The organism is Corynebacterium sp. HMSC070H05 (assembly GCF_001837615.1).
In the GTDB taxonomy this organism is placed as follows: Bacteria; Actinomycetota; Actinomycetes; order Mycobacteriales; family Mycobacteriaceae; genus Corynebacterium; species Corynebacterium coyleae.
The window spans coordinates 73,145-97,282 of the sequence record NZ_KV833343.1 but is presented as its reverse complement, the minus strand read 5'-3'; the positions used below and the strand labels follow the sequence as shown (position 1 = coordinate 97,282).

Sequence of the window (24,138 nt, the reverse complement as noted above, 5' to 3'; positions counted from 1 at the left end):
GAAATTTACAAAAACGCCCCTGTGGATAACTCTAAAACAGCGAGCTAGCGAGCCTCGTCCGCGCTGAAATCACGCGCGGGTCGTCGGGAGCAAGCAACGTCAACAGTTCGAGCAGACGCTCCTTCGCACGCGGCTCCGTCTTCACCATGCCGAGCAACAGATCAAAGGCGCCTTCCGGATCCCCACCGACAAACTGAGCATCCGCGACGAGCAGCTGCTGTTCTACCTCGTCTACCGGCTCGCCCTCGCTGCCCTGTTCGTTGAGACGCTTCAACACAGCGACAGTGTTCTTGGCTTGTTTGACATCGGAGTTGGTGGGGTCGTCGGCAAGGATGGCGTCGTAAAGCGCAGTTGCGCGATCGAAGTCGCCGGCGTTGAGGGCGGCGGTGGCGTCGTCGAGACGCGGATCCTGCGCAGGCTCCTCGCCACCAAGCCCCTGGAGTTGGCCACCAAGCTGGGCAACGATCTGGCCGATCCACTGCTCCAACTGGTCGGCCGGCTGGTTGCCCTCAAAGTTGGCCACTGGGCGTCCTGCGGCAAGCGCAACCACGGTCGGCAGCACGCGCACGCCGAGCATCTGTGCCACCTGCGGGGTAGCATCCGCGTCGATGTAGGCGACCATAAACTGCTGCTGCCCCGCCGCGAGCCGCTCGAACGTGGCCTTGAGCGCGACAGAATCTTCAGAACGGTCCGTGCCCACCATGAGGATCACAGGGATCTGCTTGGACCGCTCAAACGCAACCGCCTCAACGTTGGTGGCGTTGACGGTGACAAACGGCTGAAAGTCGCCAGGCTCAGGCTGCTGCGCCAGCGCGCCTAAGTCAATAGCGCCGCCGGTGAACTGCGGGTTGGTCATGCTAATCCTCCAGGTGCTTGTTCAGCGACTCGATCTTCTGGTGCAACATGTCCGTGTAGCCGGGGCGGATATCAGCTTTGACCACCAGCGACACGCGTGGAGAAACCTCCTCCACCGCCTGGGTGGCACGCTTAATCACGTCCATGACCTCGTCCCACTCGCCCTCGATGGTGGTGAACATGGCGGTGGTCTCGTGCGCCAGCCCGGACTCCCGGACGACCTTCACGGCGCGTGCCACGATGTCGGACATTTCGGCGTTGGAATTTTCCGTCAAAGTCGGTGCGACCGAAAACGCTGCAATCATGCGGCCCAGTCTAACGCCCGCTTATCGACGACCCCAGCAATGCTTATGCCAATGCCTCCGATCATCGACTCCCCTGCCGGAATCCCGCGGCCATGCCACCACATGCGACACACCGGGAGGAATGTTCTGGTTGCACCCTGGGCAAATGTAGAACTTCGTTGCGGCTGCCGAGCCGATCTGGCGGACCTTGAATATCTCGCCGTTAGTCCATTTCGGCCCCTCCATCTCCTGGGTGCCGATAAAGGTCGACCCGTCACGCGGCAGGACGTAGCGCGGCGACTGGTACTGGCGGCGATTCTTGCGTGGCATTTAGAACAATCGCAGTTCGTTCGATTCGATGCCGCGCAGTTCGTCGTAGTCGAGGGTCACGCAATCGAATCCGCGGTCGCTGGCAAGCGTGCGCGCCTGCGGCTTGATCTCCTGGGCGGCGAACACGCCACGCACAGGCCGCAGCAACTCGTCGCGGTTGAGCAACTCGACGTAACGGGAGAGCTGCTCGACGCCGTCGATGCCACCGCGACGTTTCACCTCCACCGCAACCGTTCCGCCACGCGGGTCACGGGCCAAAATATCGACCGGGCCGATCGCAGTTGGATACTCGCGGCGGACAAGTTCGTAGCCCTCGCCGAGCGTCGAAATATGCTCAGCCAGCAACTCCTGCAGGTGTGCCTCGACGCCATCCTTGACCAGGCCGGGATCGACGCCGAGGTCACGTGATTCGTCGAGAAGCACCTCTGCGATGGTGATACGCAGTTGCTCGCCCTTCGAATTCTCGACGATCCACAGCTCTTCGCCCGTATCCTCGCCATCCATATCAACAACGTTTTCCACCCGCAGCGTGCACGGCGGCATCATCCAATTCAACGGCTTATACGCGCGGTCATCGGCGTGGACGGACACAGAGCCGTCCGCTTTCACCAGGATGAGACGCAGCGCTTCAGGCAGGTGGGCATCGAGGCGACCCACATAATCAACAGAACAACGGGCGATGACTAGACGCATGCGCCCAAGGGTACCGTTGCGACGAACGCCTCTAACGCTCGGTCTCTCGCTGGGCGCGCTCCTCAAGTGAGCGCATATCGGTGCGCTCGGCGCGTACGTCCGGGGCCGATTCAATCCACGAGATAAAACCCATCTGCGTGCGACGATCAGCAGCAAATTCGATACCGCCATCGGGCGAATCGACCTGCAGAATCTTCGCAATATCGGGCATAAACTGGCGCTCATCTGCCGTCACGTCCCGCAAGCCTGTGAATTGCAGCAGGCGTCGGTCCGCGACCATATCGTGCGTAAACGACAAAGAGCGCAGCTTGTAAAACAGCATGCGCTCCCCGTCGTACCTCAAGACACCATGGCGCCAGCCATGGATGCCTTCGGCCGGCATCTGGCGGATCATTGCACGGGAACCGCTACCGCGGACCATGCTGAACCGCCAAATGGCAGACGCCGCAAACGTGGCCACCACAAGCACAGCCACGGCAACGACGAACACCATTGTTTCAACCTCCAGACAGCGGGTAATGCGCAATATCTTAACGCCCTTTGTGTCTTTTATGCGCACGCTGCGCGAGTGGGGGCATAGAAAAACGCCCCCATCCGGATATGTATCCGGATGGGGGCGCTGGTCAGGCCGGCGTTACGCCTTCCTCGGCGCAGCGACTAGTGCGCGTTGCGACGAACGGCCGCCAGCTCCGCCTCCGAGCGAGCCTGTACGACCCTGTCCTCGTTGTCGAGGTTGGACTCTGCGACGGCGGAGTCAACCTCGTCGGCGAAGATGGCGTAGTCCGCGAGGACTGTCACCTTGTCGCCGACAACGGAGAGGAACCCACCCTGTACGGCCGCGACGATACGCTCGCCGTCGATCGGGCGGATGGTTACCACACCGTTGTCCTTGAGCTGCCCCAAGAGCGGCTCGTGCCCAGGAAGGATACCGATCTCACCCTCCGTAGTCTGAGCGGTGACGATGCTTGCCGGACCTTTCCAGAGCAGGCGGTCAACCGAGACCAGTTGAGCGGTAAGTTCAGCCATGTTTCCTCCTACGCCTGCAGCTTCTTGTATGCAGCCTCGACGTCGTCCAAGCCACCCAGGCCGTTGAATGCCTGCTCTGGGTAGTGGTCGAACTCGCCCTCGCAGAGCTTGTCGAATGCGTCGATCGTCTCTTCGAGCGGGACGTAGGAACCCTCGTCGCCAGTGAACTTCTTTGCGACGAAGAAGTTCTGGCCCAGGAAGCGCTGGATCTTACGTGCGCGCTGCACGGTGATCTTGTCTTCCTCAGAGAGCTCGTCCATACCGAGGATGGCGATGATGTCCTGCAGTTCCTTGTTCTTCTGCAGAATACCGATCACCTTCTGAGCGACGTTGTAGTGACGCTCGCCAACGATGCCCGGCTCAAGGATGCGCGACGTGGAGGTCAGCGGATCCACTGCCGGGTAGATGCCCTTCGACGCGATCGAACGGGAAAGCTCGGTGGTCGCATCGAGGTGGGCGAAGGTGGTTGCCGGAGCCGGGTCGGTGTAGTCGTCAGCCGGCACGTAAACAGCCTGCAGCGACGTAATCGAACGGCCCTTGGTCGAGGTAATGCGCTCCTGGAGCACACCCATCTCGTCGGCAAGAGTCGGCTGGTAACCCACGGCGGAAGGCATACGGCCCAGAAGGGTCGATACCTCGGAACCTGCCTGGGTGAAGCGGAAGATGTTGTCGATGAACAGCAGCACGTCCTGGTTCTGCACATCGCGGAAGTACTCCGCCATGGTCAGGCCGGACAGGGCCACGCGCATACGGACCCCTGGCGGCTCATCCATCTGGCCGAAGACAAGCGCGGTATCCGGAAGCACGCCCATGTCCTCCATCTCGAGGAACAGGTCGGTGCCCTCACGGGTGCGCTCGCCGACGCCGGCGAAGACCGAGGTACCGGAGAACTCGCGTGCAATACGCGTAATCATCTCCTGGATCAGAACGGTCTTACCAACACCTGCACCACCGAACAGGCCGATCTTGCCACCCTTGACGTACGGGGTGAGCAGGTCGATGACCTTAATACCGGTTTCGAGGATCTCGGTCTTACCTTCGAGGTCCTTGAAGGCCGGCGGTTCGCGGTGGATGCCCCAGCGCTCACCGGTCTGGCCGACCGACGGGTCGTCCAGGCACTGGCCGAGTGCGTTGAAAACGTGGCCCTTGACCTGGTCGCCGACCGGGACAGAGATCGGGTTGCCGGAGTCCGCTACCTTGGCGCCACGGACGAGGCCGTCCGTCGGGGCCATGGCGATCGTGCGGACGAGGTTGTCACCCAGGAACTGGGCGACCTCGAGCACGATGGTGCGGGACATCTCGCCGAGGTCAATGTCGACCTCGAGAGCGTTGTACAGAGCGGGCAGCTCGCCACGCGGGAACTCCACGTCGACGACTGCACCAATGACGCGCACGACACGGCCGTTCTCAGAACCGCGCGGGTTCTGAGTGTTCTCGACCCGATCTGCGGTCTGGGTGTCGGCCTCAGGAAGCGCCGCACCCGCCAGATCGTCGTTGCGCTCATCAAAAGAGTGAGCAGTAGTCATGATTTAGTCACTTTCTCCACTACCGGACAGCGCACCAGCGCCGCCGATAATCTCGGTGATTTCCTGGGTGATCTTCGCCTGACGGACCTGGTTTGCCTCGCGAGACAAATCGTTGGCCAGTTCGGTGGCGTTATCGGTCGCATTCTTCATTGCCGTGCGGCGCGATGCCGACTCGGCGGCCGCTGCTTCCAGGAAGATCGAGTAGAGCAACCTGGAAACGTAGACCGGCAGCAGCTCATCCATGAGCGTGTCCGGGTCCGGCTCGAAGTTCATGTCCGGGCTGACTTCACCAGAGTTGGTCAGCATGTCTTCCTGTTCGTACTTGAACTCTTCCAGGACCGGCTCGATCGGCAGAAGCTGATCGACGCGTGCCTCCTGGGAAAGCATAGATACGAACTCGGTGTAGACAACGTGGACAACATCGAACCCGCGGACAGATTCGCCCGTTTCGCCGTTCTGGCGAAGCGGGACGGTGGCTTCGGAGCCAGCCATGTAGCCGTCGATGATCTGGTGGCGCACGTCGTGCGTGTCCTCCCAAGACGGCTGCTGCGAGAATCCGGTCCATGATCCCGCGACATCCATGTCACGGAACTTGAAGTGCGTCACGCCCTTATTACCGGTGACGTAACGAACCACCTCGTAACCTGCGTCGGTCAGCATGCGCTCAAGCTGCGCAGCCTTCTTCAGCACGTTGTGGTTGTAGCCGCCGGCCATACCGCGGTCAGAGGTGACCACGAGGATTGCCGCGACCCGGCCGTTCTCACGCTCGTGGAGCATGGGGTGGGCCAGGGAGCTCGCGGACGCGAGGCGTTCCATGACGTCTTTGAGCTCGTCGGCGTACGGCTTAGCCGCCTCGACGCGCTGCTGGGCCTTGGTGATCTGCGCGGTGGCGATCAGTTCCTGGGCCTTTGTAATTTTCTTCGTGGAGTTGACGGACCTGATGCGGTCACGCAATTCGCGAAGCGTTGCCATGGTGTTTCCTCCCTTCCTTTATGTAGTAGTCCTAGAACCGACTGGCACTAGGAGCGGCTGACGTTGAGCTGGTTCTTCGCAACCTGGCCGGAGTCGAGCGGCTCGTGCTCGGCCTCGCGGACAATGCGCTCGCCGGAGGATGCCTGGAAGTTACGTGCCAGGTCCTCGTTGACGCGGCGGATTGCGGCCTGCGAGTCGTCGTCAAGCTGCTTGCCACCAGCGATCTGGTCATAGACCTGCGGTGCATTGGCCTTGATGGCCTCGTGCAGCTCGGTCTCGTAGCGGCGGACGTCCTCAACGGGAACGACGTCGAAGACGCCTTCGTTGGCAGCCCAGATCGAGATGATCTGGAACTCCACCGGCTGCGGCGCGTGCTCGGACTGCTTGAGCAGCTCGACCAGGCGCTGGCCGCGCTCGAGCTGCTTCTTGGAAGCGGCGTCGAGGTCGGAAGCGAACGCAGCGAAGGCCTCGAGGTCACGGTATGCCGCGAGGTCCAGACGCAGGTTACCGGCAACCTTCTTCATGCCCTTGGTCTGTGCGGCGCCACCGACACGGGACACGGAGATACCCACGTCAATAGCCGGGCGCACGCCCTGGTTGAAGAGATCGGACTGGAGGAAGACCTGGCCGTCGGTAATCGAGATGACGTTGGTCGGAATGAAGGCACCGACGTCGTTCGCCTTGGTCTCGATGATCGGCAGTGCGGTCAGGGAGCCTGCGCCGAGCTCGTCGTTAAGCTTTGCGGCACGCTCCAGCAGACGGGAGTGCAGGTAGAACACGTCGCCCGGGTATGCCTCGCGGCCCGGCGGGCGGCGAAGCAGCAGCGAAATGGCACGGTATGCCTCTGCCTGCTTGGTCAGGTCATCGTAGATCACCAGGACGTGCTTGCCCTGGTACATCCAGTGCTGGCCCAGTGCTGCACCGGAGAACGGTGCGAGCCACTTAAAGCCTGCGGAGTCGGATGCCGGAGCAGCCACGATCGTGGTGTACTCCAGGGCACCGGCCTCCTCCAGCGTCTGGCGAACGCCAGCGATGGTGGAGCCCTTCTGGCCGACGGCGACGTAGATGCAGCGCACCTGCTTCGACGGATCGCCGGTCTCCCAGAACTCCTTCTGGTTCAAAATGGTGTCGATGCAGACCGCGGTCTTACCGGTCTTGCGGTCACCAATGACGAGCTGGCGCTGGCCGCGGCCGATCGGGGTCATGGCGTCAATCGCCTTCATGCCCGTCTGCAGCGGCTCTTCGACCGGCTGGCGGTCGAGAACGCCTGCGGCCTGGAGTTCCAGTGCACGCTCTTCGTCAGATTCGATTGGGCCAAGGCCGTCAATCGGCTGACCCAGGGGGTTAATCACGCGGCCGAGGAAGTTCTCGCCGACCGGGATGGAGAGGACCTCGCCGGTCCGCTTGACTTCGTCGCCCTCGGAAAGGGTCTCGAAGTTACCCAGCACCACGACACCGATGGAATCGGTCTCAAGGTTCTGGGCGACGCCGATGACGCCGTTGGGGAACTCGAGCAGCTCGTTCGTCATGCAGCCCGGCAGCCCAGAAACCTGGGCAATACCGTCTGCGGCCGAAGTCACCACGCCGACCTCCTCACGGGAGGCCTCCGCAGAGTAGCTCGAGGTGTAGTTCGCTATCGCGCTACGGATCTCATCGGAGGAGATCGTCAGCTCCGCCATGTTCTTCCTGCTCTCGGTAGTTTTATCCAGCATATTGTTAATTATTTAGCCGCCTGGGCTGCCATATCGGTACGGAGACGCTCGATCTTGCCGCGCGTCGAACCGTCGATGACTTCATCGCCCACGCGAACCACCATTCCGCCGAGGAGGCTGGGGTCAACCTCAGAGTGGATGGCGATCTCGCGGCCGTAAATCTGCTCCAGCTTGCGGGCCAGTGCGTCACGCTGAGTGTCGTTCAACGCCTCAGCGGTCTTCACACGTGCAACCGACTTGCCGCGCATCTCTGCAACGTTCTCCGCCAGTGCGGCGAGATCGTCGACAGGGTTGTGGTGCGGCCGGCCGATGACCTGCAGGGCCAGGGCCTCGGTGAACATTGTCACCTTGCCGTAAATCACGCTAGCTAGCAGTCCGCGCTTCTGCGCAGCGGTTGCGGTGCGGTCGGACAGGAGCTGCGTGAGCTCCTTTTCGTCCTCGAGGAGGACGGACAGTTGGTAGAGCTCGTTTTCGACCTGCTCCAACTGGCCCTGTTCCTGTGCACCCTTCTGCAGTGCGATGCGACCCAGGTTGATCAGACCTGCGCGGAACTCGCGCGGGGTCGACCACTCCTGCTCCGCTGCTGCGGTGAGGATGTTCAGGGTGGGCTCCGCCACCTTGCCGCCGAAAACGTCCTTGACAATGCCGGCGCGCTGGCCTGCTTCAAGCGACGTGTCGGCGATTGCCACGCGCAGGGCACGTTCGGTGTCGAGCTGGTCCACGATGAGGAACAGTTCGGTGCCGATCTGTGCTGCGGTGGCGACTGCGTTGTCGGCGCTGCCGATCAGCGATTCAAGCTGACCGGTGACGTGCGACTGTGCTTCGCGACTAGCTGCCTTCATCTCGCCTACTTTCTCGTCGAGACGTGATCGAGCTCGGAGAGGAACTCATCGATCGTGTTCGAGCGACGGGTCGTGTCCGACAGCTCGGTGCCCAGCAGACGCTCTGCCAGCGAGATGGAGTTCTGGCCCATCTCGTTGCGCAGTTCTGCGACAACCTGGTCGCGAGCTGCTTGCAGTTGCTTTTCGCCTGCCTCGATGATGCGGCGGGCTTCTTCCTCGGCACGGGCACGGGACTCTGCCTCGATTTCCTTGCCGCGGGCACGCGCTGCCTCACGGATTTCAGCGGCCTCGTGGCGCGCCTCCGCAAGCTCAGCGTTGTTCTTCTCCAGGGCAGCCTTGGCTTCCTTTTGGGCGACTTCAGCACGCTCGATGCCGCCCTTGATTCGGTCTTCGCGCTCTGCCAGCACTTCCTGGAACTTCGGAATAACGTACTTCCAGAAAAGTAGGCCGATGATGATGAAAACGACAAGAGACCAAACCACGTCGTACGCGGCCGGGAAGAGAATGGATGGTTCATTCTCGAACGGCAGCTTCTCGGAGCCTTCTGCGGCTGCGAGGAATGCAGTGACGTTAGTCATTGGTTGCTCCTGATCTAAAAATGGACGGGGTTATTCGTTCTTGTTTTTAGAACAGGAAGCCGGCAACGAGGCCGATCAGGGCAAGTGCCTCAACGAAGGCGATACCCAGGAACATGGTGGTACGGAGCTGGCCAGCCATCTCCGGCTGACGTGCCATGCCCTCGACGGTCTTGCCGACGAGGATGCCGATGCCGAGGCCCGGGCCGATGGTTGCAAGGCCGTAGCCGATGGTGCCGAGACCCTCGTAGCGGTTCACGGTCTCCGCTGCCTGAGCAAGAATGATGTCGTTCATGTGAAAGTCGTTCCCTTTCTAGGTGCCTCCCCGCTAGGCCGCGGGAAAGCGTGTGACAGATGTTGGGGGTTATTCAGTTGGCCGTGTGTGGTCGCGCTTTGTTAGTGCGCATCCGCGTGCAGCGACAGCTCGATGTACACCGCAGTCAGCAGCGCGAAGATGTACGCCTGCAGGAAGATGATGATCAACTCGTATGCGGTGAACAGCAGTGCTGCGATCAGGGTCAGGCCACTCACTGTCGTCCATGCGTTCAGCTGCCAGAAGAAGAAGTTCGTGGCGGAGTAGAGCAGGACAAGAATGATGTGGCCAGCCAGGAAGTTCGCCATAAGACGAAGTGCCAGGGTGACCGGACGCAGAATGAACGTCGAGAAGAACTCGATCGGCACCACCAGAAGGTGGAGCACCGGCGGAAGGCCGGGGATCACGGTCGAGTGCTTGAAGTACGCCACGCCGTAACGCTTGACGCCGGCGTAAATCATTGCGATGTAGGCCGCAACTGCCAGCACGACCGGCATGCCGATACGCGCGTTAGGCGAAATGTTGAGGCCCGGGATGATCGTCGCCGCGTTCATGAACAAAATGGAGAAGAAGATGGTGCACAGCAGCGGCAGGAACCGCTTGCCGTCCTTCTTACCCAGAGTGTCTTCCGCAATGTGAATGCGGACGAAGTCGACGCCGATCTCGGCGAAATTCTGCAGGCCCTTCGGAACCAGCTTCGGGTTCCTAAAGGCAATAACAAAGAGGAGCACCAGGATCGCCGCAATCAAGAGGCGGACGAGCATGATGCGGTCCAGTGCGAACCACCCATTGGCAAATTCCTCACCAATGATATGGCCGTACGTTTGCCCCGGGAAAAATTCTGGACCAAGCGCAGGTGCGTGAAACTCACCCTTCATGGCCAAAGTTGTAACGCTCAGCGTTCTCTCCCGTTCTCGGGCCGCTCCCCGGTTCCCCGGAGGGCGGTGCGATGGACGTCTTCATCAGGCTGCCTCCGCGGCGGACTCCGTCGCACATCTGCTTCCGCGGGGCAGGGGATGTCGTTCCCCGGCCGGTTTCGCCTGCGTATCAGGGGTAACGCCAGCCTGGAACAAACCCAGCGGATATCCTAACAGGACATCAGGAGAATGTGGGTTTTACCTGTGCCATTGTCCCCCCACCAAGGTGACTTTTAAGGGTTTTTACCCCTAATCACCCAGCTTGCACGGCTTTCTAGCGGATTGTTAGGTCTGTCACAGGGTCCCCACACTCTGTGTTAGTTGAGGTACGTGGTGCGTGTGGTGAGCACACCCCAGGCTTCGGCGGCGAGTGCAACGACGAGTGCTGCGATCGTCGTCACGCCAAATGCTCGATGGTCGTAGAAGTCGAATCCACGGATCCACAGCAGGAAGATTGCGAGCAGCCCCATCTTGAGCAGCCATCCACCGAGGACAACTGCCATGGTGGTGTTTGGGGATGAGTTTGAGGTTGCGAGCACGGACACCGTGGTTGCGAGTACGAACGCACCGCCGACGGCGACTCCCATCAGCGTGGCCCAGATGCCGGGCAATTCGCGGGTCGCGCCCCATGCCATAAGCGAGACGACGGTAAGCACGACGAGGGCCCATCCCGCGACCTTCAGTGCGCGGATGAGCGGCTGACGATGATCACTGACCTGGGACGTGTCATTGACTTCGAGCGGTTCCATGCTGGGTCATCCTACAGACTGAGCAGGGTTGCTTTTCGACGACGCCACCGCACCGTCCCCACCACGCCGCGGGCCAATCTTGCCTTCCGCAAGCGGAACCAGAGTGAGCACGAAAGCAAAAACAAGCGCGACAACGGTGAAGATCACGGCAATGCGCACCGGCACGACGGAAAAACTGACCGCGCCGAAGGCGACTGCGGAGACCCACAGGTACAGCACCAGAACAGTACGGCGGTGCGTATGCCCAAGGCGGAGCAAACGGTGATGGATATGGCCTGCGTCTGCCTGGAACGGGCTTTGGCCGCGGGCTGTTCGTCGCACAACGGCCCAAATCAGGTCGAGGACCGGCAGGGCAATCGCGGCGAGCACGACGATGATCGGGCTAATGAGTGCTACTAGGTCCGCGGCCCCGTAGAGCGACATGTTGATCTTGCCCGATGCGGAGATCGACGCTGCGGCAAGCAGCAGCCCAATGAGCATGGCACCGGAGTCCCCCATGAAGATGCGCGCCGGTTCGAAGTTGTGGGGCAAAAAGCCCGCGCAGATACCGACGAGCAACGTGCAGATAATCGCCGGCGGGTACGCGGAGACCGCCCCGCCCTGGTCATGGAGAACTGACAGCGAATAGACGAGGATCGCCATCCCGGCGATCATGCCCAGCCCCGCGGCGAGGCCGTCGATGCCGTCAACGAAATTCACTGCGTTGATCAACAGCACAGTAAACAGCGCACTCAAGACCATGCCCTGGACTTCGTCCAAAATCAGGGTGGTGCCCTCCCCGATTGGTACGTAAAACACCGTAAAGGCAATCCCCAAGATGGACATGATGATCGCAGCAGCGAATTGCCCGATGAGTTTGGGTAACGCGCCGAGCTCGTAGAGGTCGTCAACAATTCCGACAGCAACGACGGCGGCACCGCCGACGAGCACTGCAGTCATCTCTGGGGTGACTGGAGCGAACCCGCGGGTCAGTGCGGGCAGTTGCTGCGCGAGAACAAACGCGCCAGCGAACCCTGTAAACATGGCCAGTCCACCGAGCGACGGTGTTGGCTGGGTGTGAACGTCGCGCTGGCGGATCTCCGCGACGCGTCCTGTGCGCACGAGAGCTGAACGCACCACACCTGTGGCCAGGTACGTGATCACAGCCGCGACGAGTAGCACGAGTGCGAGCTCGCGAAGCGGCACACCAGCTCCGGACATCCCCTGAAAACTCCCCCGCTACTTTCGACGCAACGACTCTGGGTCAAGCCCTAAGACTTCACCAATGCGCTCGACCGGGATCGCGCCTTCGCGCAAAATCACCGGCTGAGGCTTCGAAATATCAATGATGGTCGAAGGAGTGCCAACCTCGGCCTCTCCCCCGTCGAGGTACACACCAATCGCATCGCCAAACTGCGCCTTGGCCTCTGCTGCGGTCTGTGCCGGCGGGTTGCCGGAGATGTTGGCAGACGACACCGCCATCGGTCCGGTTTCTTGCAACAGTTCAAGTGCGAGCGGCTGGTTCGGCATGCGTAGCAGCACGGTGCCACGTGTATCGCCAAGATTCCACGGCAGGCTCGGCGCTTCAGGCACGACGATGGAAAGCCCACCCGGCCAGAACGCCTCCACGAGTGTCTTCGCGGTGTCGGAAAACTCCCGCACGAGCCCCTGGATCGTCGACCAGCTGCCCACGAGCACCGGCACAGGCATGTCGGGGCCACGGCGCTTGGTAGCCAACAGCGTGGCTACGGCGTCGTTGTTGAAAGCGTCGCAACCGATTCCGTAGACGGTGTCTGTCGGCAGGACGACGCAACGGCCGGCTCGCACAGCGTCCGCGGCCGCGCGCACCGCGTCGTCGCGAACCTGCGGATCAAGGCAGTTATAAATCGCGGACATAGTGCTCCTTCATGTTCTGAAAGTTACCGGGCTAGCTTACTCGCCGTGACAAACCGGGCTCGGCCGGTCAGGTCCTCGACCACACTCGGCGGGCCGAATGCGCCGTGGTCGCGCACCACATCTTGTACGGCCTCCGACGTGGAATCATCATGCTCAATGCCGAGGTGCCCTCCCGGACGCAGCAGCCTTGCGGCGACCGGAACGAGCCCCCGAATTGCATGCATCCCGTCCGCGCCGGAGAACACCGCCTCATGGGGGTCGGCGTAGACCTCCACATCTAAGTCACCGGTTTCTGGCACGTACGGCGGGTTGGTGACGACGAGGTCAACGGCACCGTCGAGTTCCCGAAGCAACTCCGGATCGGTCATATCCCCTGGGACAATGCGTATCGACGACGCGTAGTCCCCCACATTTCGCTCCAAGTACTTCCGCGCCTGAGGCGAACGCTCGACCGCGATCACCTGTGCGCGCGGGCACGCCCGGGCGATCGTGATGGCCAACGCACCCGAGCCGGAGCCTAAGTCCACGACGGTTGGGGATTCGGGCGAGGTGGTGTCGTCGCTAAGCAAATGCACCGCCCACTGAGCGAGCACTTCCGTTTCTGGCCGCGGGATGAATACCCCGGGCCCGACGGCGAGGTCGATGTCAACAAACGGTGCTGTGCCGATGATGTGCTGCAACGGCTCGCGAGCCGCGCGTCGGGCAATGAGTTTGGCGTAGGCCTCGTCGAAGTCCGTAGGCGCGTCGGCGAACATGAGCTGCATCGGCGGCACCCCGATCAAGTGCGCGGCGAGCAGGCGTGCGTCGACTTCAGGCGACGCAACGCCCGCGCCAGCAAGGGTCTGCGTGGCGCGGGCGATGGTGTCGCGGAGGCTACTCGGCTTCAAGGCGCTCCTGGCGCTCGTGCGTCTGCAGCGCCGTGATCAGATCGTCCATGTTGCCGTCGAGCACCGAGTCAAGGTTGTTGGCCTTGTAGTTAATGCGGTGATCCGAAATGCGGTTCTCCGGCCAGTTGTAGGTGCGGATGCGCTCCGAGCGGTCCATCGTGCGCACCTGCGATGCGCGGCCCTCGGCCTCTTCGGCTTCCTGCTTCTCGCGCTCAATCTGGTCGAGACGAGCCTGCAGCACCTGCATCGCGCGGGCACGGTTCTGGATCTGAGAACGCTCGTTCTGGCAGGTCACCACAATGCCGGTGGGCAGGTGCGTGATACGCACGGCTGAGTCGGTGGTGTTCACGCCCTGGCCACCCTTACCGGAAGAACGGTAGACGTCGACGCGCAAATCCTTCTCATCGATATTGACGCTTTCAACCTCGTCTGGCTCTGGGAAGACGTACACGCCTGCAGCGGAGGTCTGGATGCGGCCCTGCGATTCCGTCACCGGAACACGCTGGACGCGGTGCACACCACCTTCAAACTTCAGCATCGACCACGCACCGTCACGCGACGGGGTCTTCGCCTTCACCGCGACGGTCATGTCTTTCACACCACCCAGGTCAGACTCGGCAACGTCAAGGACCTCCCAGGTCAGACCATGCTTTTCGCAGTACTTCTGGTACATGCGAGCCAAATCGCCAGCGAACAGCGCGGCCTCTTCACCGCCTGCGCCTGCTTTGAGCTCCATGATGATGTCATCACCATCGTGCTCGTCGCGCGGCGCCAGCAGGTCAGCCAACTCCTCCTCGAGGCGCACAATCTCGTCCTCTAAGCGCTTGGCCTCCTCCGCGAACTCCTTGTCCTCGGAGGCCATTTCGGATGCCGCCTCGTGGTCATCGCGCGCCTGGTTCAGGGCGTTATTGACGTTGATGATCGGCTGCAGCTCCGCGTAGCGCTTGGAGAGCTTACGGAAGCGGTCCTGGTCACCAGCGACCTCCGGATCGCCCATTTGGGCCTGGATGCCTTCGTATTCGGCGACGTAGTCGTCGACAAGCGAAACATGCGGTTTTTCTGCCATTAGGAGTAGTCCTCCTCAGTTTCGGCCTGCGCCATTGGTGCCGAGTTCGCCACACCAATGAGGAACTCGCCGTTCGTCTTGGTCTTCTTCAACTGCTTGATCAGCATGTCAATGGACTGCTGCGGATCAAGCGCAGACAGGATGCGGCGCAGCTTGTGCATGACGCGCGCCTCCTCCGGGCTCATCAGCAGCTCGTCCTTGCGGGTGCCGGACGGGTTGACGTCCACAGCCGGGAACACGCGACGCTCCGCGATCTTGCGGTCGAGCTTGAGCTCGGCGTTGCCGGTGCCCTTGAACTCCTCGAAGATGACGGTATCGCCAGCGGAACCGGTTTCCACCATGGCCGTTGCGATAATCGTCAGCGAGCCACCCTCCTCGATGTTTCGGGCAGCGCCGAGGAAACGCTTCGGCGGGTAGAGGGCGTTGGAGTCCACACCACCGGAGAGAATGCGACCCGATGCCGGCGAGGAGTTGTTGTATGCGCGACCCAAGCGAGTAATCGAGTCGAGCAGCACCACAACGTCTTGGCCCATCTCCACCAGACGCTTCGCACGCTCGATAGCAAGCTCGGCGACAGCAGTGTGCTCTGACGGCGGTCGGTCGAACGTCGAGGCAATGACCTCGCCGTTGACGCTGCGCTGCATGTCGGTAACTTCCTCCGGGCGCTCATCGACAAGCACAACCATGAGGTAGCACTCCGGGTTATTCGTGGCGATCGCGTTGGCGATGTTCTGCAGAATCGTCGTCTTACCAGCCTTCGGCGGCGACACGATCAGTGCGCGCTGACCCTTACCGATCGGCATGACCAGGTCGATCACACGCGTGGTCAGAATCTTCGGCTCAGTTTCCAGACGCAGACGACGGTTCGGGTACAGCGGGGTGAGCTTGTGGAACTCCTTGCGTCCCTTCGCATCCTCCGGAGTCTGGCCGTTGATCGTGTCGACGCGAACAACCTGGTTGTAGCTACGACGGTTACGGCCGTTGCCCTGCTGGTGCGACTGCCCGTTGGCGCGAACCTGACCGGTTACCGCGTCGCCGGAGCGCAGACCCGCCTGACGGACCAGGCGCTGCGGCACGTACACGTCCGAATTGGACTGACGGTAGCCGGTGGTGCGGATGAACGCGGAGCCGTTGTCCTGCACATCCGCGATACCCGCAACCTCCTGCAGGTCCTCCGGATCGAAGTGCTGCTCGTTGCCGCCACCTTGGTTGTTGTTGCCGCCGTGATTGTCACGGTTGCGGTTACGGTTACGACGACCGCGACGCCCACGACGACCGCCACCCTGGTGGTCGTCATCGTTATCGTCGCGGTGGTTGTTGCGGCCGCCACGGTTGTTGCCGTTGTTGCCGTTGTTACGGCCACCGCGGTCGTTATTGTCACGGTTGTCACGGTTATCGCGATTGTCGCGGTTCTCGTCGCGGTTGTCCGTGATCTCGGATTTCTCGGACTTCTCGTCCTTGCCGTCCTTGGCATCGCTCGCGTCGCCACCCTGCGCATTGTCCTCATGCTGGTGACGCGCACGGTTTCGACGAGCACGGCGCGCTGCGGAACGCGAAGCTCCCCGCGAATCGTCGTCATGAGAATTGTCGGCCGACTTGTCAGCGTTTTCTGCAGGCTTGTCGGTCTTGTCAGCCTTGTCGGCCTTGCGCTCTGCACGCTCAGAAGCAGCTGGCGCCTCCGCGTTATCGGCCTCCGCCTTCTGCGGTGCAGCCTTCTTGGGAACCTGGCCGGTAGTAATTGCCTGGATCAACTCCCCCTTACGCAGCCCCGAAACGCCCTTCAGGCCTTTCTCGGCGGCAATTTTGCGCAGCTCCGGAATCTTCATAGCGGCCAAGTCTGCCGCGGTACCGGTGTCGGTCACGTGTGTCCTTTCGTCGCTCAACCAGCAGGTTCTCGCGTAGTTAACACGCGACGGTGCATGCTGGAAGCGGTGCGTTTCATCGGGATTGGACTGAAGTAAAACTTTGTAGCCCTGCCGGATCTCACGGGGTGCGGGAGCAAAAATCGCCGCTGTGCCCGCCATCGCATCCCCACCTGGGACAACCCCTGCCGGGTGCGGTTCGCACGATCCTGCGCAAAGTGTAGCGCATTTGCGTCCGCGGTTTAATCCGGGGCGTGTCGCATTGCTTCGCTAACATTGCCAACATGCTTTCAACGATGCAGGAAGTGCCCTTTTCCGTCGCACGCATTCTCGAATACGGCAGGACTGCGCACGCGACAACGAAGTGCACCACATGGCGCACTGATGGCGCGGAAGAAACGACGTTCGCCGAAATCGGCGCCCGCGCTTCGGCCTTCGCCCACGCCCTGCATGATGACCTCGGCATTGATAGCGATCAACGCGTCGCCACCATGCTGTACAACTGCTCTGAGCACCTCGAGGTGATGTTCGCCGTCGCTGCCAAGGGCGCTGTGTTTACGCCGCTAAATATCCAGTTGATGACGGACCAGATCGCCTACGTTGCCAACCACTCCGAGGCTGAACTGATCGTTGCCGATCCGCGGCTTGCGGAGAAGTTAGGCAACGTTGTGGAGCTTTGCCCCAAGGTTCGCGCGGTGGCATTTACAGGTGCCGAACCGATTACAGACGCCGCGGCGTATCTGCCAGAGCATGTCGCTGTGTACAGCTACGAGGAGCTTCTCGACGGCCGCTCGACAAAGTACGACTGGCCCGAACTCCCGGAGAACACCGCCGCTGCCTTGGTCTATTCAACAGCAACGACCGGCGCACCGAAGGGCGTCGCCTACTCCCACCGCGCGTTGTGGCTAGAAGCGACCGGCCTTCGCGCAACGGACTCACTAGCGGTCACGCACGGTGAGACGTTTTTGTGCTGCATCCCGATCTATCACGTGCTCAGTTGGGGCGTACCCTTCGCCGCATTTCTCGCGGGCACTCCCCTCGTCCTTCCAGATTCAGACGTATCTGCCCCGACGCTGGCAAAACTTATCGCAAGCACGCACCCGCGCGTGGCACACGGCGTGCCCACCTTGTGGATCCAGCTGATGGTCCACTACCTGCACAATCGCCCAGAGCGAATGAGTCTGCAGGAGATCTTCGTCGGCGGTTCCCCTGCCCCACCGGCGCTGATCAAGGTGTGGGAGGAACGCTACGGCGTGGATATCGTCCACTGCTGGGGCATGACGGAAACCACCACGGTCGGCACAGTGGCGCGTCCGCCATCGGGCGCTTCTGGTGAGGCGCGCTGGTCCTACCGCATTTCCCAGGGACGCTTTGCCCCGTCACTGGAATACCGCGTGGTCAACGATGGCCAAGTCATGGCGTTTAACGACTTGACCCAGGGTGAGATTCAGGTCCGTGGCAATATGGTCGCCGCAGGCTACTACCACTCACCCACGCAAGAACCGGGCGAGATCGCTTCCACCTTCCGGGGCGAAGAAGTTGATGACGTGCGCGCACACTTCACTGCCGACGGCTGGCTGCGTACCGGCGACGTAGGCACAGTCACCAACGCCGGGTTTATGACGCTCTACGACCGTGCCCGCGACGTCATTCGCTCCGGCGGCGAGTGGATCTACTCCGCACAGGTGGAAAACCTCATTATGGAGTCCGAGGAAGTCGTCGAATGCGCAGTGATCGGAATCCCGGACCCCAAGTGGGGTGAGCGACCGCTGGCGGTAACCAAGCTTCTCTCGGGCATTGAGCCGACAAAGGAGACTGCCGCACGACTCCGCGAATCGCTCGCAGACACGTTGCCGAAGTGGATGGCGCCTGAGTATTGGACGTTTGTGGATTCAATCGACAAAACGTCCGTAGGCAAGTTTGACAAGAAGGACCTGCGCAAGCACCTGCAGCGCGAGGAGTTCGACATCATCGCCTTGCCCGGCCCAGGCAGCCGGCCGAAGGCGACATCATAATGCCGCACAAAAACGATGCCCCGAGGTACGCATGTGCACCCCGGGGCATCAAAGCATTTGCGCTAGTCGCGCAGCAGTTCTGCGGTCACCGGCCCTGCGACGTCGAGTTCGATGACGCGGAGGCCGGCGGCGCGGGCGTCGTCGAGAAGCGCAGGCTCAATGGGCTCGGTGATGAGCACGAGCGCGGTGGGACCTGCGCCAGACAGGTATGCCGCGTAGCCGCGGTTGCGCAGGCGGTTGACCCACTCCGCAGTCACCGGAAGGACGTCGGCGCGGTACGGCTGGTGCAGACGGTCGCGGGTGCCTTCAAACAGGAGGTGCGGGTGGTGCTGCAGCGCAGCCGTCATCACAGCGGTGCGCGAGACGTTGAAACGCGCGTCTGTGTGGGTGACGTGGCTCGGCAGGACCTGGCGCACCGCATTGGTGGATGCGTGGAAGTCCGGGACGAGGGCTACGGCCTTGATGGACTCGTCGACAGGAATGCGCACGGCACGGTAGGACGGCTTCGAGCGCCCATCGACCGGAATGTCGGTCCAGGACACCACTGCCCCGCCGAGCACGGACGCACCCGCGTTATCCGGGTGGCCCTCAAACTCAGACGAGAGCTGCACGACGGTGTCCTCATCCAGCGGCGAGCCCGCGAGCGTATTCGCAGCGACGACACCTGCGGCTGCCGCGGCAGCAGACGAGCCCAGACCGCGCGATTGCGGGATCTGGTTGTGGCACACCACGCGCAGACCCGGCGCCCGCACATCCGCGGCAATCAGGCCAGAGTTGATCGCTTTGACGATCAGGTTCGAGCTATCGCGCGGCAGATCGTCGGCTCCCTCGCCGAAGATCTCCACTTCGAGGCCAGACTCGATGACTTCTACCTCGAGCGTGTCGTAGATGCTCAGCGCCAGGCCGAGGGTGTCGAAGCCGGGACCAAGGTTCGCCGAGGAGCCCGGAACCTTCACTCGTGCTTTCAGGCCTACTTCAAGATCGGTTGCCATGACGGAGTGCTCCTTTAAGCGTCGAGGCGGATGACGGAGTTGACGGCCTTCACATCATCGTGGCCGGTGAGCTCTTCGACGATGCCGTTCAGGGCAGCTTCACGTGCGCCGTGCGTGACGACGATCAGGTGTGCCTCGTCGCCAGATTCCTCCTGACGGACCGCGGAAAGCGACACCCCTGCCTTAGCAAAGCGAGCCGTGAGGTCTGCGAGCACGCCGACGCGGTCGTTGACGGTCATGTTGATGTGGTAGCGCGTGGTCACATCGTCAAACGCCACAATCGGGTAGTCCGCGTACGGGTTCTCCGCTGGCGCGCGGCCACCGTGGACCTTGTTACGGGCTGCACCGACAAGATCGCCCAACACGGCGGAAGCGGTTGGGGCACCGCCGGCGCCGTTGCCGTAGAACATCAGGCGGCCGGCTGCTTCTGCCTCGACGAAGATGGCGTTGTAGCTCTTGTCCACCGTTGCCAGCGGGTGCTCGTTCGGCACCAGCGTCGGGTGCACACGCGCGTTAATGCCGGTGGTGTTGCCGTTTTCGTCCAAGAGACGCTCACAGATGGCCAGCAGCTTAATCGTCTGGTTGGACTTCTTCGCTGCCGCGATGTCGTCTGCGGTGATCTTGGTGATGCCCTCGCAGTGGACGTCGTCGAACGTCACACGGGTGTGGAAGCCCATGGACGCAAGGATCGCTGCCTTGGAGGCCGCGTCGTGGCCTTCGACGTCCGCAGTCGGGTCAGCCTCGGCGTAGCCCAAACGGGTTGCCTCAGCCAGCGCCTCCTCGTAGCTCGCGCCGGTGGAAGCCATCGCGTCCAGGATGAAGTTCGTGGTGCCGTTAACAATGCCGGAGATGCGCTGCACCTGGTCGCCCGCGAGCGAACGGCGCAGCATGCCGACCACGGGGATCGCGGCAGCGACGGCTGCTTCGTAGTACAGGTCGACGCCGGCTGCGTTCGCCGCGTCTGCTAACTCGGAGCCGTGTGCCGCGACAAGTGCCTTATTCGCAGTTACGACAGACTTGCCGGCGTTGAGAGCCTCAAGCACCAGCTTGCGTGGATAATCAATACCGCCGATGAGCTCAACGACAATGTCTACGTCGTCGCGTGTGACCAGTTCGCTCGCATCCGCAGTCAAGTAAAGTCCCTGGACTTCAGGCGCGTTCTTGTGCTTGTCCACGTCGGAGACAGCCACGCCACGGACCTCGATCGGGCCACCGATGCGATTTTCCAAGTTCGAGGAGAATTCGCTGAGCAGGCGCAGCACTTCCGTGCCCACGGTGCCCTTGCCCAACACGGCAATACCCACCGGGGTGCCGATGCCCTTGCCGGGGTAATTTCCGTTGACGCCTTCGGCGCTGGCAACTGTCATGGTCAGGATGCTCCTTTTCGTTGCTGCAAAGTACAAGTTTGAACCGCTTGGTCTACTATCGCTTAAGCAAGCACTCAGGTCAATTAATATTCGCGGGCCAACAGGTCTTCCACGGTCTCGCGGCGCACCATCGGGGTGATCTGTCCGCCGCGTACAGACACGACAGCCGGACGTCCAAACGCGTTGTAATTCGAAGCCATGGAGTAGCAGTACGCGCCAGTCGCAGCCAACGCAATGAGATCGCCGGAGGAAATATCATTCGGCCACTTCGCATTCTCTACGAGAATGTCGCCGGACTCACAGTGCGAACCAACCAGGCGGGTATCGGTGTTGTCACCGTCGACGAAGCGGTTGACCACGCGGGCGTCGTAAAGCGCCCCGTAGAGCGCAGGGCGAATGTTGTCGCTCATGCCACCATCGACCGCGATGTAGCGACGAGATGTAGTGAACGAAGTATCGACGTCCTTAATCACACCCGCGGTGTACACCGTCACCGCAGAAGGACCAGCAATCGCACGTCCCGGCTCCACAACCACAGTCGGCGCGGCGATGCCGAGCTCGTCAGCGACATCCTGCACGGAGGCAAGCAGGTCGCGCGCAACCGCTGCGACGTCGAGCGGCTGCTCCCCTGACATATAAGCAATGCCGTAACCGCCGCCCAGATCAAGGTAGCCAAGCGCGACACCGCAGGTCTTCCACACTTCTGCGTACAGGCCGAGCACGCGCTCTGCAGCCAGTTTGAAGCCTTCAGCGTCGAAGACCTGGGAGCCGACGTGGCAGTGCAGGCCGGTCAACTGCAGCGAATCTGAGTCAATTGCTGCCACGGCCGCAGCAAGTGCGTCGCCAGTGGCCAGGGAAATGCCGAACTTCTGGTCTTCGTGGCTCGTCGCAATGAACTCGTGCGTGTGCGCGTCCACGCCGGGCTTCACTCGGATGAACACATCTTGGATGACACCGGCCTCGCGGGCGACAGCTTCCAGTTGCGCTAACTCCTGGTGAGAGTCGATGACCACATGCCCCACGCGCGAATCCACGCATAGGCGCAGAAACTCGTCGGACTTGTTGTTGCCGTGAACAGTGATGCGTTCCGGCGGGAAATCGGCTGCAAGTGCGATGCGGAGCTCGTTTTCACTCGCCACATCGAGGGCAAGACCTTCCTCATCCACCCAATGTGCAATGTGTCGGGTCAAAAAGGCCTTCGACGCGTAGTGCACATTTTCCGGCGCACGGAATGCTTCCGCCATGTCGCGGCAGCGAGAGCGGAAATCGTCCTCATCCACGACGACAACCGGGCTGCCGTATTCGGCGACGATCTCAGGCAGTGGCACACCAGCGATGGTCACTACCCCGTCTTCTTCACGCTTGGCGTTTCGCGGCCAAACGTGTGTGGGCAGTTCGTTGAAGTCGCCCTCGTCGGTGCTGTACGGGGTGGATACGAAAACAGTCATTACATCCGCTCCGGGGCGCTCACGCCGATCAGGCCCAGCGCGTTTGCAATCACCTGGCGTGTCGCCATCGCAAGTGCGAGACGTGCCGTGTGGATCGGCTCCGGCGCCTCGCCGGCCTTCGGCAGGATCTGGCAGGAGTCGTAGAACTTGTGGAAGGCGCTGGCCAACTCTTCGGTGTAGCGGGCAATGCGGTGCGGCTCGCGCAGCTCTGCGGCGGCGCGCACGACTGCAGGGAACTCACCGATCGTGCGGATCAGGTCACCTTCCTTCTCGTGGGTCAGCAGGCCCAAGTCGATGTCCGCGACGTCGGGCAGCGTCACGCCGGCTTCCTTGGCCTTACGCTCAATCGAGCACAGGCGCGCGTGGCCGTACTGGACGTAGTAGACGGGGTTGTCGGAGGACTGCTTCGTCCACAGATCTAGGTCGATATCCAGCGAGGAGTCCACAGAGGAGCGCACCAGCGAGTAGCGCGCGCCATCCACGCCAATGGCGTCGACAAGATCCTCAAGCGTGATCACGGTGCCTGCACGCTTGGACATCTTCACCGCCTGGCCGTCGCGCACGAGGTTGACCATCTGGCCGATGAGCACTTCGACGGCGTCCGCGTTGTAGCCCAGCGCCTGCGCCGCAGCCTTCAGACGTGCGATGTAGCCGTGGTGGTCCGCACCCAACATATAAATGGCAAGTGTGTGGTCGCGGTCGAACTTGTCCGCAACGTAGGCGATGTCGCCGGCGATGTATGCCGCGTCGCCGTCGGACTTGATCACCACACGATCCTTGTCGTCGCCAAAGTCAGAGGAGCGCAGCCACCACGCGTTGTCAGCCTCATACAGGTTGCCGTTTTCCTTCAGGGTGGCAATCGCCTTATCCACCGCACCCGATTCGAACAGCGAGTTCTCGTGGAAGTACACGTCGAAGTCCACGCCGAAATCGTGCAGCGACTGCTTAATCTGCGCGAACATCATCTCCACGCCAGCAGCGCGGAAGGTCTCCTGCACTTCAGCATCAGTGCCTTCGAGAGCATTGGGCTGCTTTTCGACGACCGCCTGAGCGATCTCGCGAATATAATCGCCCCCGTAACCATCCTCCGGGGTTGGATCCCCCTTGGCAGCAGCAACCAACGAACGCGCGAAGCGGTCGATCTGGCCACCGTGGTCGTTGAAGTAGTACTCGCGGGTCACCTTCGCGCCCGAAGCCTCAAGCACGCGGCCCAGCGAGTCACCCACCGCAGCCCAGCGGGTACCGCCGAGGTGAATCGGGCCGGTCGGGTTCGCCGAGACGAATTCCAGGTTCACCTTCTCGCCGGCGTAGATGTCGGAGTTGCCAAACGCGGCACCCTCCTCGAGCACCTTGGCTACCAGCTGGCCCTGGGCGTCTGCGGCGAGGCGCAGGTTAATAAAGCCGGGCCCTGCGATCTCAGCGGCGGCGATGGCCGGGTCCTCTGCCAAGACCTCTGCAAGCCAGCCTGCGAGTTCGCGCGGGTTCGTGCCCGCCTTCTTCGCCACTTGCAGTGCAATGTTGGTGGCGTAGTCGCCGTGCTCCGGATTGCGCGGGCGCTCTACAGTCACGGTGTCGGGGACAACAGAGGCGTCGAGATCATGGTCTGCAAGCACGCGCTCTGCGGCGGCTTTTACGGTGGTGGCAAGTTCTGCTGGCGTCATGGGCATGCAGTGTAATTGAGGGCTTTGACACGGGCGCATACGGATGGTCGTCGATACGCAAAGTGCGCTAATTCACATCCCCCTTGAGGGGCAAATCTTTTCACTTCGCTGCCTTGTTTGGCATATTTAGCCCATCGGGTCTCGCACGCCGAGGCCACGGTCACCCGTTTC

24 protein-coding genes are annotated in these 24,138 nt (G+C 61.8%); 1 reads left to right on the top strand and 23 read right to left on the bottom strand.

From position 1 onward, the window contains the following. Positions 1-31: 31 nt before the first annotated feature. The 19 genes from HMPREF2617_RS10320 to rho all read right to left on the bottom strand — a co-directional run bounded on the left by HMPREF2617_RS10320 (position 32) and on the right by rho (position 16,484). A complete protein-coding gene (locus HMPREF2617_RS10320; protein WP_070840654.1) occupies positions 32-856 on the bottom strand; it encodes a tetratricopeptide repeat protein in 825 nt (274 codons plus the stop codon). Between the two features lies 1 nt (position 857). Continuing rightward, positions 858-1,160, bottom strand: a complete 303-nt coding sequence (locus tag HMPREF2617_RS10315) for an MTH1187 family thiamine-binding protein (RefSeq protein WP_070421851.1) — start codon at positions 1,158-1,160, stop codon at positions 858-860. Between the two features lie 21 nt (positions 1,161-1,181). Then, positions 1,182-1,469 carry a hypothetical protein gene (locus HMPREF2617_RS10310; protein ID WP_070421850.1) on the bottom strand — a complete coding sequence of 96 codons (288 nt, stop codon included), beginning with the start codon at positions 1,467-1,469 and terminating at the stop codon, positions 1,182-1,184. Next, positions 1,470-2,162, bottom strand: coding sequence for an endonuclease NucS (nucS, locus tag HMPREF2617_RS10305; protein ID WP_070482811.1), 693 nt, complete (start codon positions 2,160-2,162; stop codon positions 1,470-1,472). 31 nt (positions 2,163-2,193) lie between these two features. Then, entirely contained in the window at positions 2,194-2,655 is a 462-nt protein-coding gene (locus HMPREF2617_RS10300; RefSeq protein ID WP_083279365.1) for a DUF2550 domain-containing protein, read from the bottom strand. Positions 2,656-2,819: 164 nt separating this feature from the next. Beyond that, the gene (locus tag HMPREF2617_RS10295; protein ID WP_070421848.1) at positions 2,820-3,188 is read right to left on the bottom strand and encodes a F0F1 ATP synthase subunit epsilon; all 369 of its coding nucleotides are present in this window, start codon (positions 3,186-3,188) and stop codon (positions 2,820-2,822) included. 8 nt (positions 3,189-3,196) lie between these two features. Further along, complete coding sequence (gene atpD, locus HMPREF2617_RS10290; protein ID WP_245167978.1) at positions 3,197-4,714, bottom strand: F0F1 ATP synthase subunit beta; 1,518 nt, start codon at positions 4,712-4,714, stop codon at positions 3,197-3,199. Positions 4,715-4,717: 3 nt separating this feature from the next. Next, positions 4,718-5,686 (bottom strand): F0F1 ATP synthase subunit gamma, encoded by a 969-nt coding sequence (locus tag HMPREF2617_RS10285; RefSeq protein WP_070816813.1) that lies wholly within the window; start codon positions 5,684-5,686, stop codon positions 4,718-4,720. Positions 5,687-5,733: 47 nt separating this feature from the next. Further along, complete coding sequence (atpA, locus tag HMPREF2617_RS10280) at positions 5,734-7,398, bottom strand: F0F1 ATP synthase subunit alpha (RefSeq protein WP_070421846.1); 1,665 nt, start codon at positions 7,396-7,398, stop codon at positions 5,734-5,736. Positions 7,399-7,406: 8 nt separating this feature from the next. After that, positions 7,407-8,240, bottom strand: coding sequence for a F0F1 ATP synthase subunit delta (locus HMPREF2617_RS10275; RefSeq protein WP_070816815.1), 834 nt, complete (start codon positions 8,238-8,240; stop codon positions 7,407-7,409). A gap of 5 nt (positions 8,241-8,245) precedes the next feature. Next, on the bottom strand, positions 8,246-8,818 hold the full coding sequence (locus tag HMPREF2617_RS10270; RefSeq protein WP_070840653.1) for a F0F1 ATP synthase subunit B: 573 nt from the start codon (positions 8,816-8,818) through the stop codon (positions 8,246-8,248). A 46-nt stretch (positions 8,819-8,864) separates the two neighbouring features. Further along, a complete protein-coding gene (locus HMPREF2617_RS10265) occupies positions 8,865-9,110 on the bottom strand; it encodes an ATP synthase F0 subunit C (RefSeq protein ID WP_042406503.1) in 246 nt (81 codons plus the stop codon). Positions 9,111-9,211: 101 nt separating this feature from the next. Further along, a complete protein-coding gene (gene atpB, locus HMPREF2617_RS10260; protein WP_070482803.1) occupies positions 9,212-10,006 on the bottom strand; it encodes a F0F1 ATP synthase subunit A in 795 nt (264 codons plus the stop codon). 356 nt (positions 10,007-10,362) lie between these two features. Then, positions 10,363-10,794, bottom strand: a complete 432-nt coding sequence (locus tag HMPREF2617_RS10255) for a Cg1360 family ATP-synthase-associated protein (protein WP_070452216.1) — start codon at positions 10,792-10,794, stop codon at positions 10,363-10,365. Between the two features lie 6 nt (positions 10,795-10,800). Beyond that, positions 10,801-11,994 carry an MraY family glycosyltransferase gene (locus HMPREF2617_RS10250; RefSeq protein ID WP_070840652.1) on the bottom strand — a complete coding sequence of 398 codons (1,194 nt, stop codon included), beginning with the start codon at positions 11,992-11,994 and terminating at the stop codon, positions 10,801-10,803. Between the two features lie 18 nt (positions 11,995-12,012). Next, entirely contained in the window at positions 12,013-12,669 is a 657-nt protein-coding gene (locus tag HMPREF2617_RS10245; protein ID WP_070421840.1) for an L-threonylcarbamoyladenylate synthase, read from the bottom strand. Positions 12,670-12,692: 23 nt separating this feature from the next. Continuing rightward, the gene (prmC, locus tag HMPREF2617_RS10240) at positions 12,693-13,556 is read right to left on the bottom strand and encodes a peptide chain release factor N(5)-glutamine methyltransferase (protein WP_070840651.1); all 864 of its coding nucleotides are present in this window, start codon (positions 13,554-13,556) and stop codon (positions 12,693-12,695) included. Further along, on the bottom strand, positions 13,543-14,622 hold the full coding sequence (prfA, locus tag HMPREF2617_RS10235; RefSeq protein ID WP_070840650.1) for a peptide chain release factor 1: 1,080 nt from the start codon (positions 14,620-14,622) through the stop codon (positions 13,543-13,545). Before prfA ends, prmC begins: the two co-directional genes overlap by 14 nt. Then, positions 14,622-16,484: a transcription termination factor Rho gene (gene rho / locus HMPREF2617_RS10230; RefSeq protein ID WP_256381230.1), complete on the bottom strand. Its 1,863-nt coding sequence runs from the start codon at positions 16,482-16,484 to the stop codon at positions 14,622-14,624. The genes prfA and rho overlap by 1 nt, the downstream gene beginning before the upstream one ends. A 284-nt stretch (positions 16,485-16,768) precedes the next feature. Here rho and HMPREF2617_RS10225 point away from each other — a divergent pair, with 284 nt between their 5' ends. Next, positions 16,769-18,499, top strand: coding sequence for a long-chain fatty-acid--CoA ligase (locus HMPREF2617_RS10225; protein ID WP_070421864.1), 1,731 nt, complete (start codon positions 16,769-16,771; stop codon positions 18,497-18,499). A 62-nt stretch (positions 18,500-18,561) separates the two neighbouring features. On the opposite strand, the gene thrB is transcribed toward HMPREF2617_RS10225, so the two are convergent. From thrB to argS, 4 genes are all read right to left on the bottom strand, one after another. Continuing rightward, the gene (gene thrB / locus HMPREF2617_RS10220; RefSeq protein WP_070840649.1) at positions 18,562-19,491 is read right to left on the bottom strand and encodes a homoserine kinase; all 930 of its coding nucleotides are present in this window, start codon (positions 19,489-19,491) and stop codon (positions 18,562-18,564) included. Positions 19,492-19,505: 14 nt separating this feature from the next. Further along, positions 19,506-20,858: a homoserine dehydrogenase gene (locus HMPREF2617_RS10215; protein ID WP_070840648.1), complete on the bottom strand. Its 1,353-nt coding sequence runs from the start codon at positions 20,856-20,858 to the stop codon at positions 19,506-19,508. A gap of 83 nt (positions 20,859-20,941) precedes the next feature. Further along, a complete protein-coding gene (gene lysA / locus HMPREF2617_RS10210) occupies positions 20,942-22,306 on the bottom strand; it encodes a diaminopimelate decarboxylase (RefSeq protein ID WP_070452195.1) in 1,365 nt (454 codons plus the stop codon). Beyond that, positions 22,306-23,967: an arginine--tRNA ligase gene (argS, locus tag HMPREF2617_RS10205; RefSeq protein WP_070421834.1), complete on the bottom strand. Its 1,662-nt coding sequence runs from the start codon at positions 23,965-23,967 to the stop codon at positions 22,306-22,308. Before argS ends, lysA begins: the two co-directional genes overlap by 1 nt. Between the last annotated feature and the right edge of the window lie 171 nt (positions 23,968-24,138).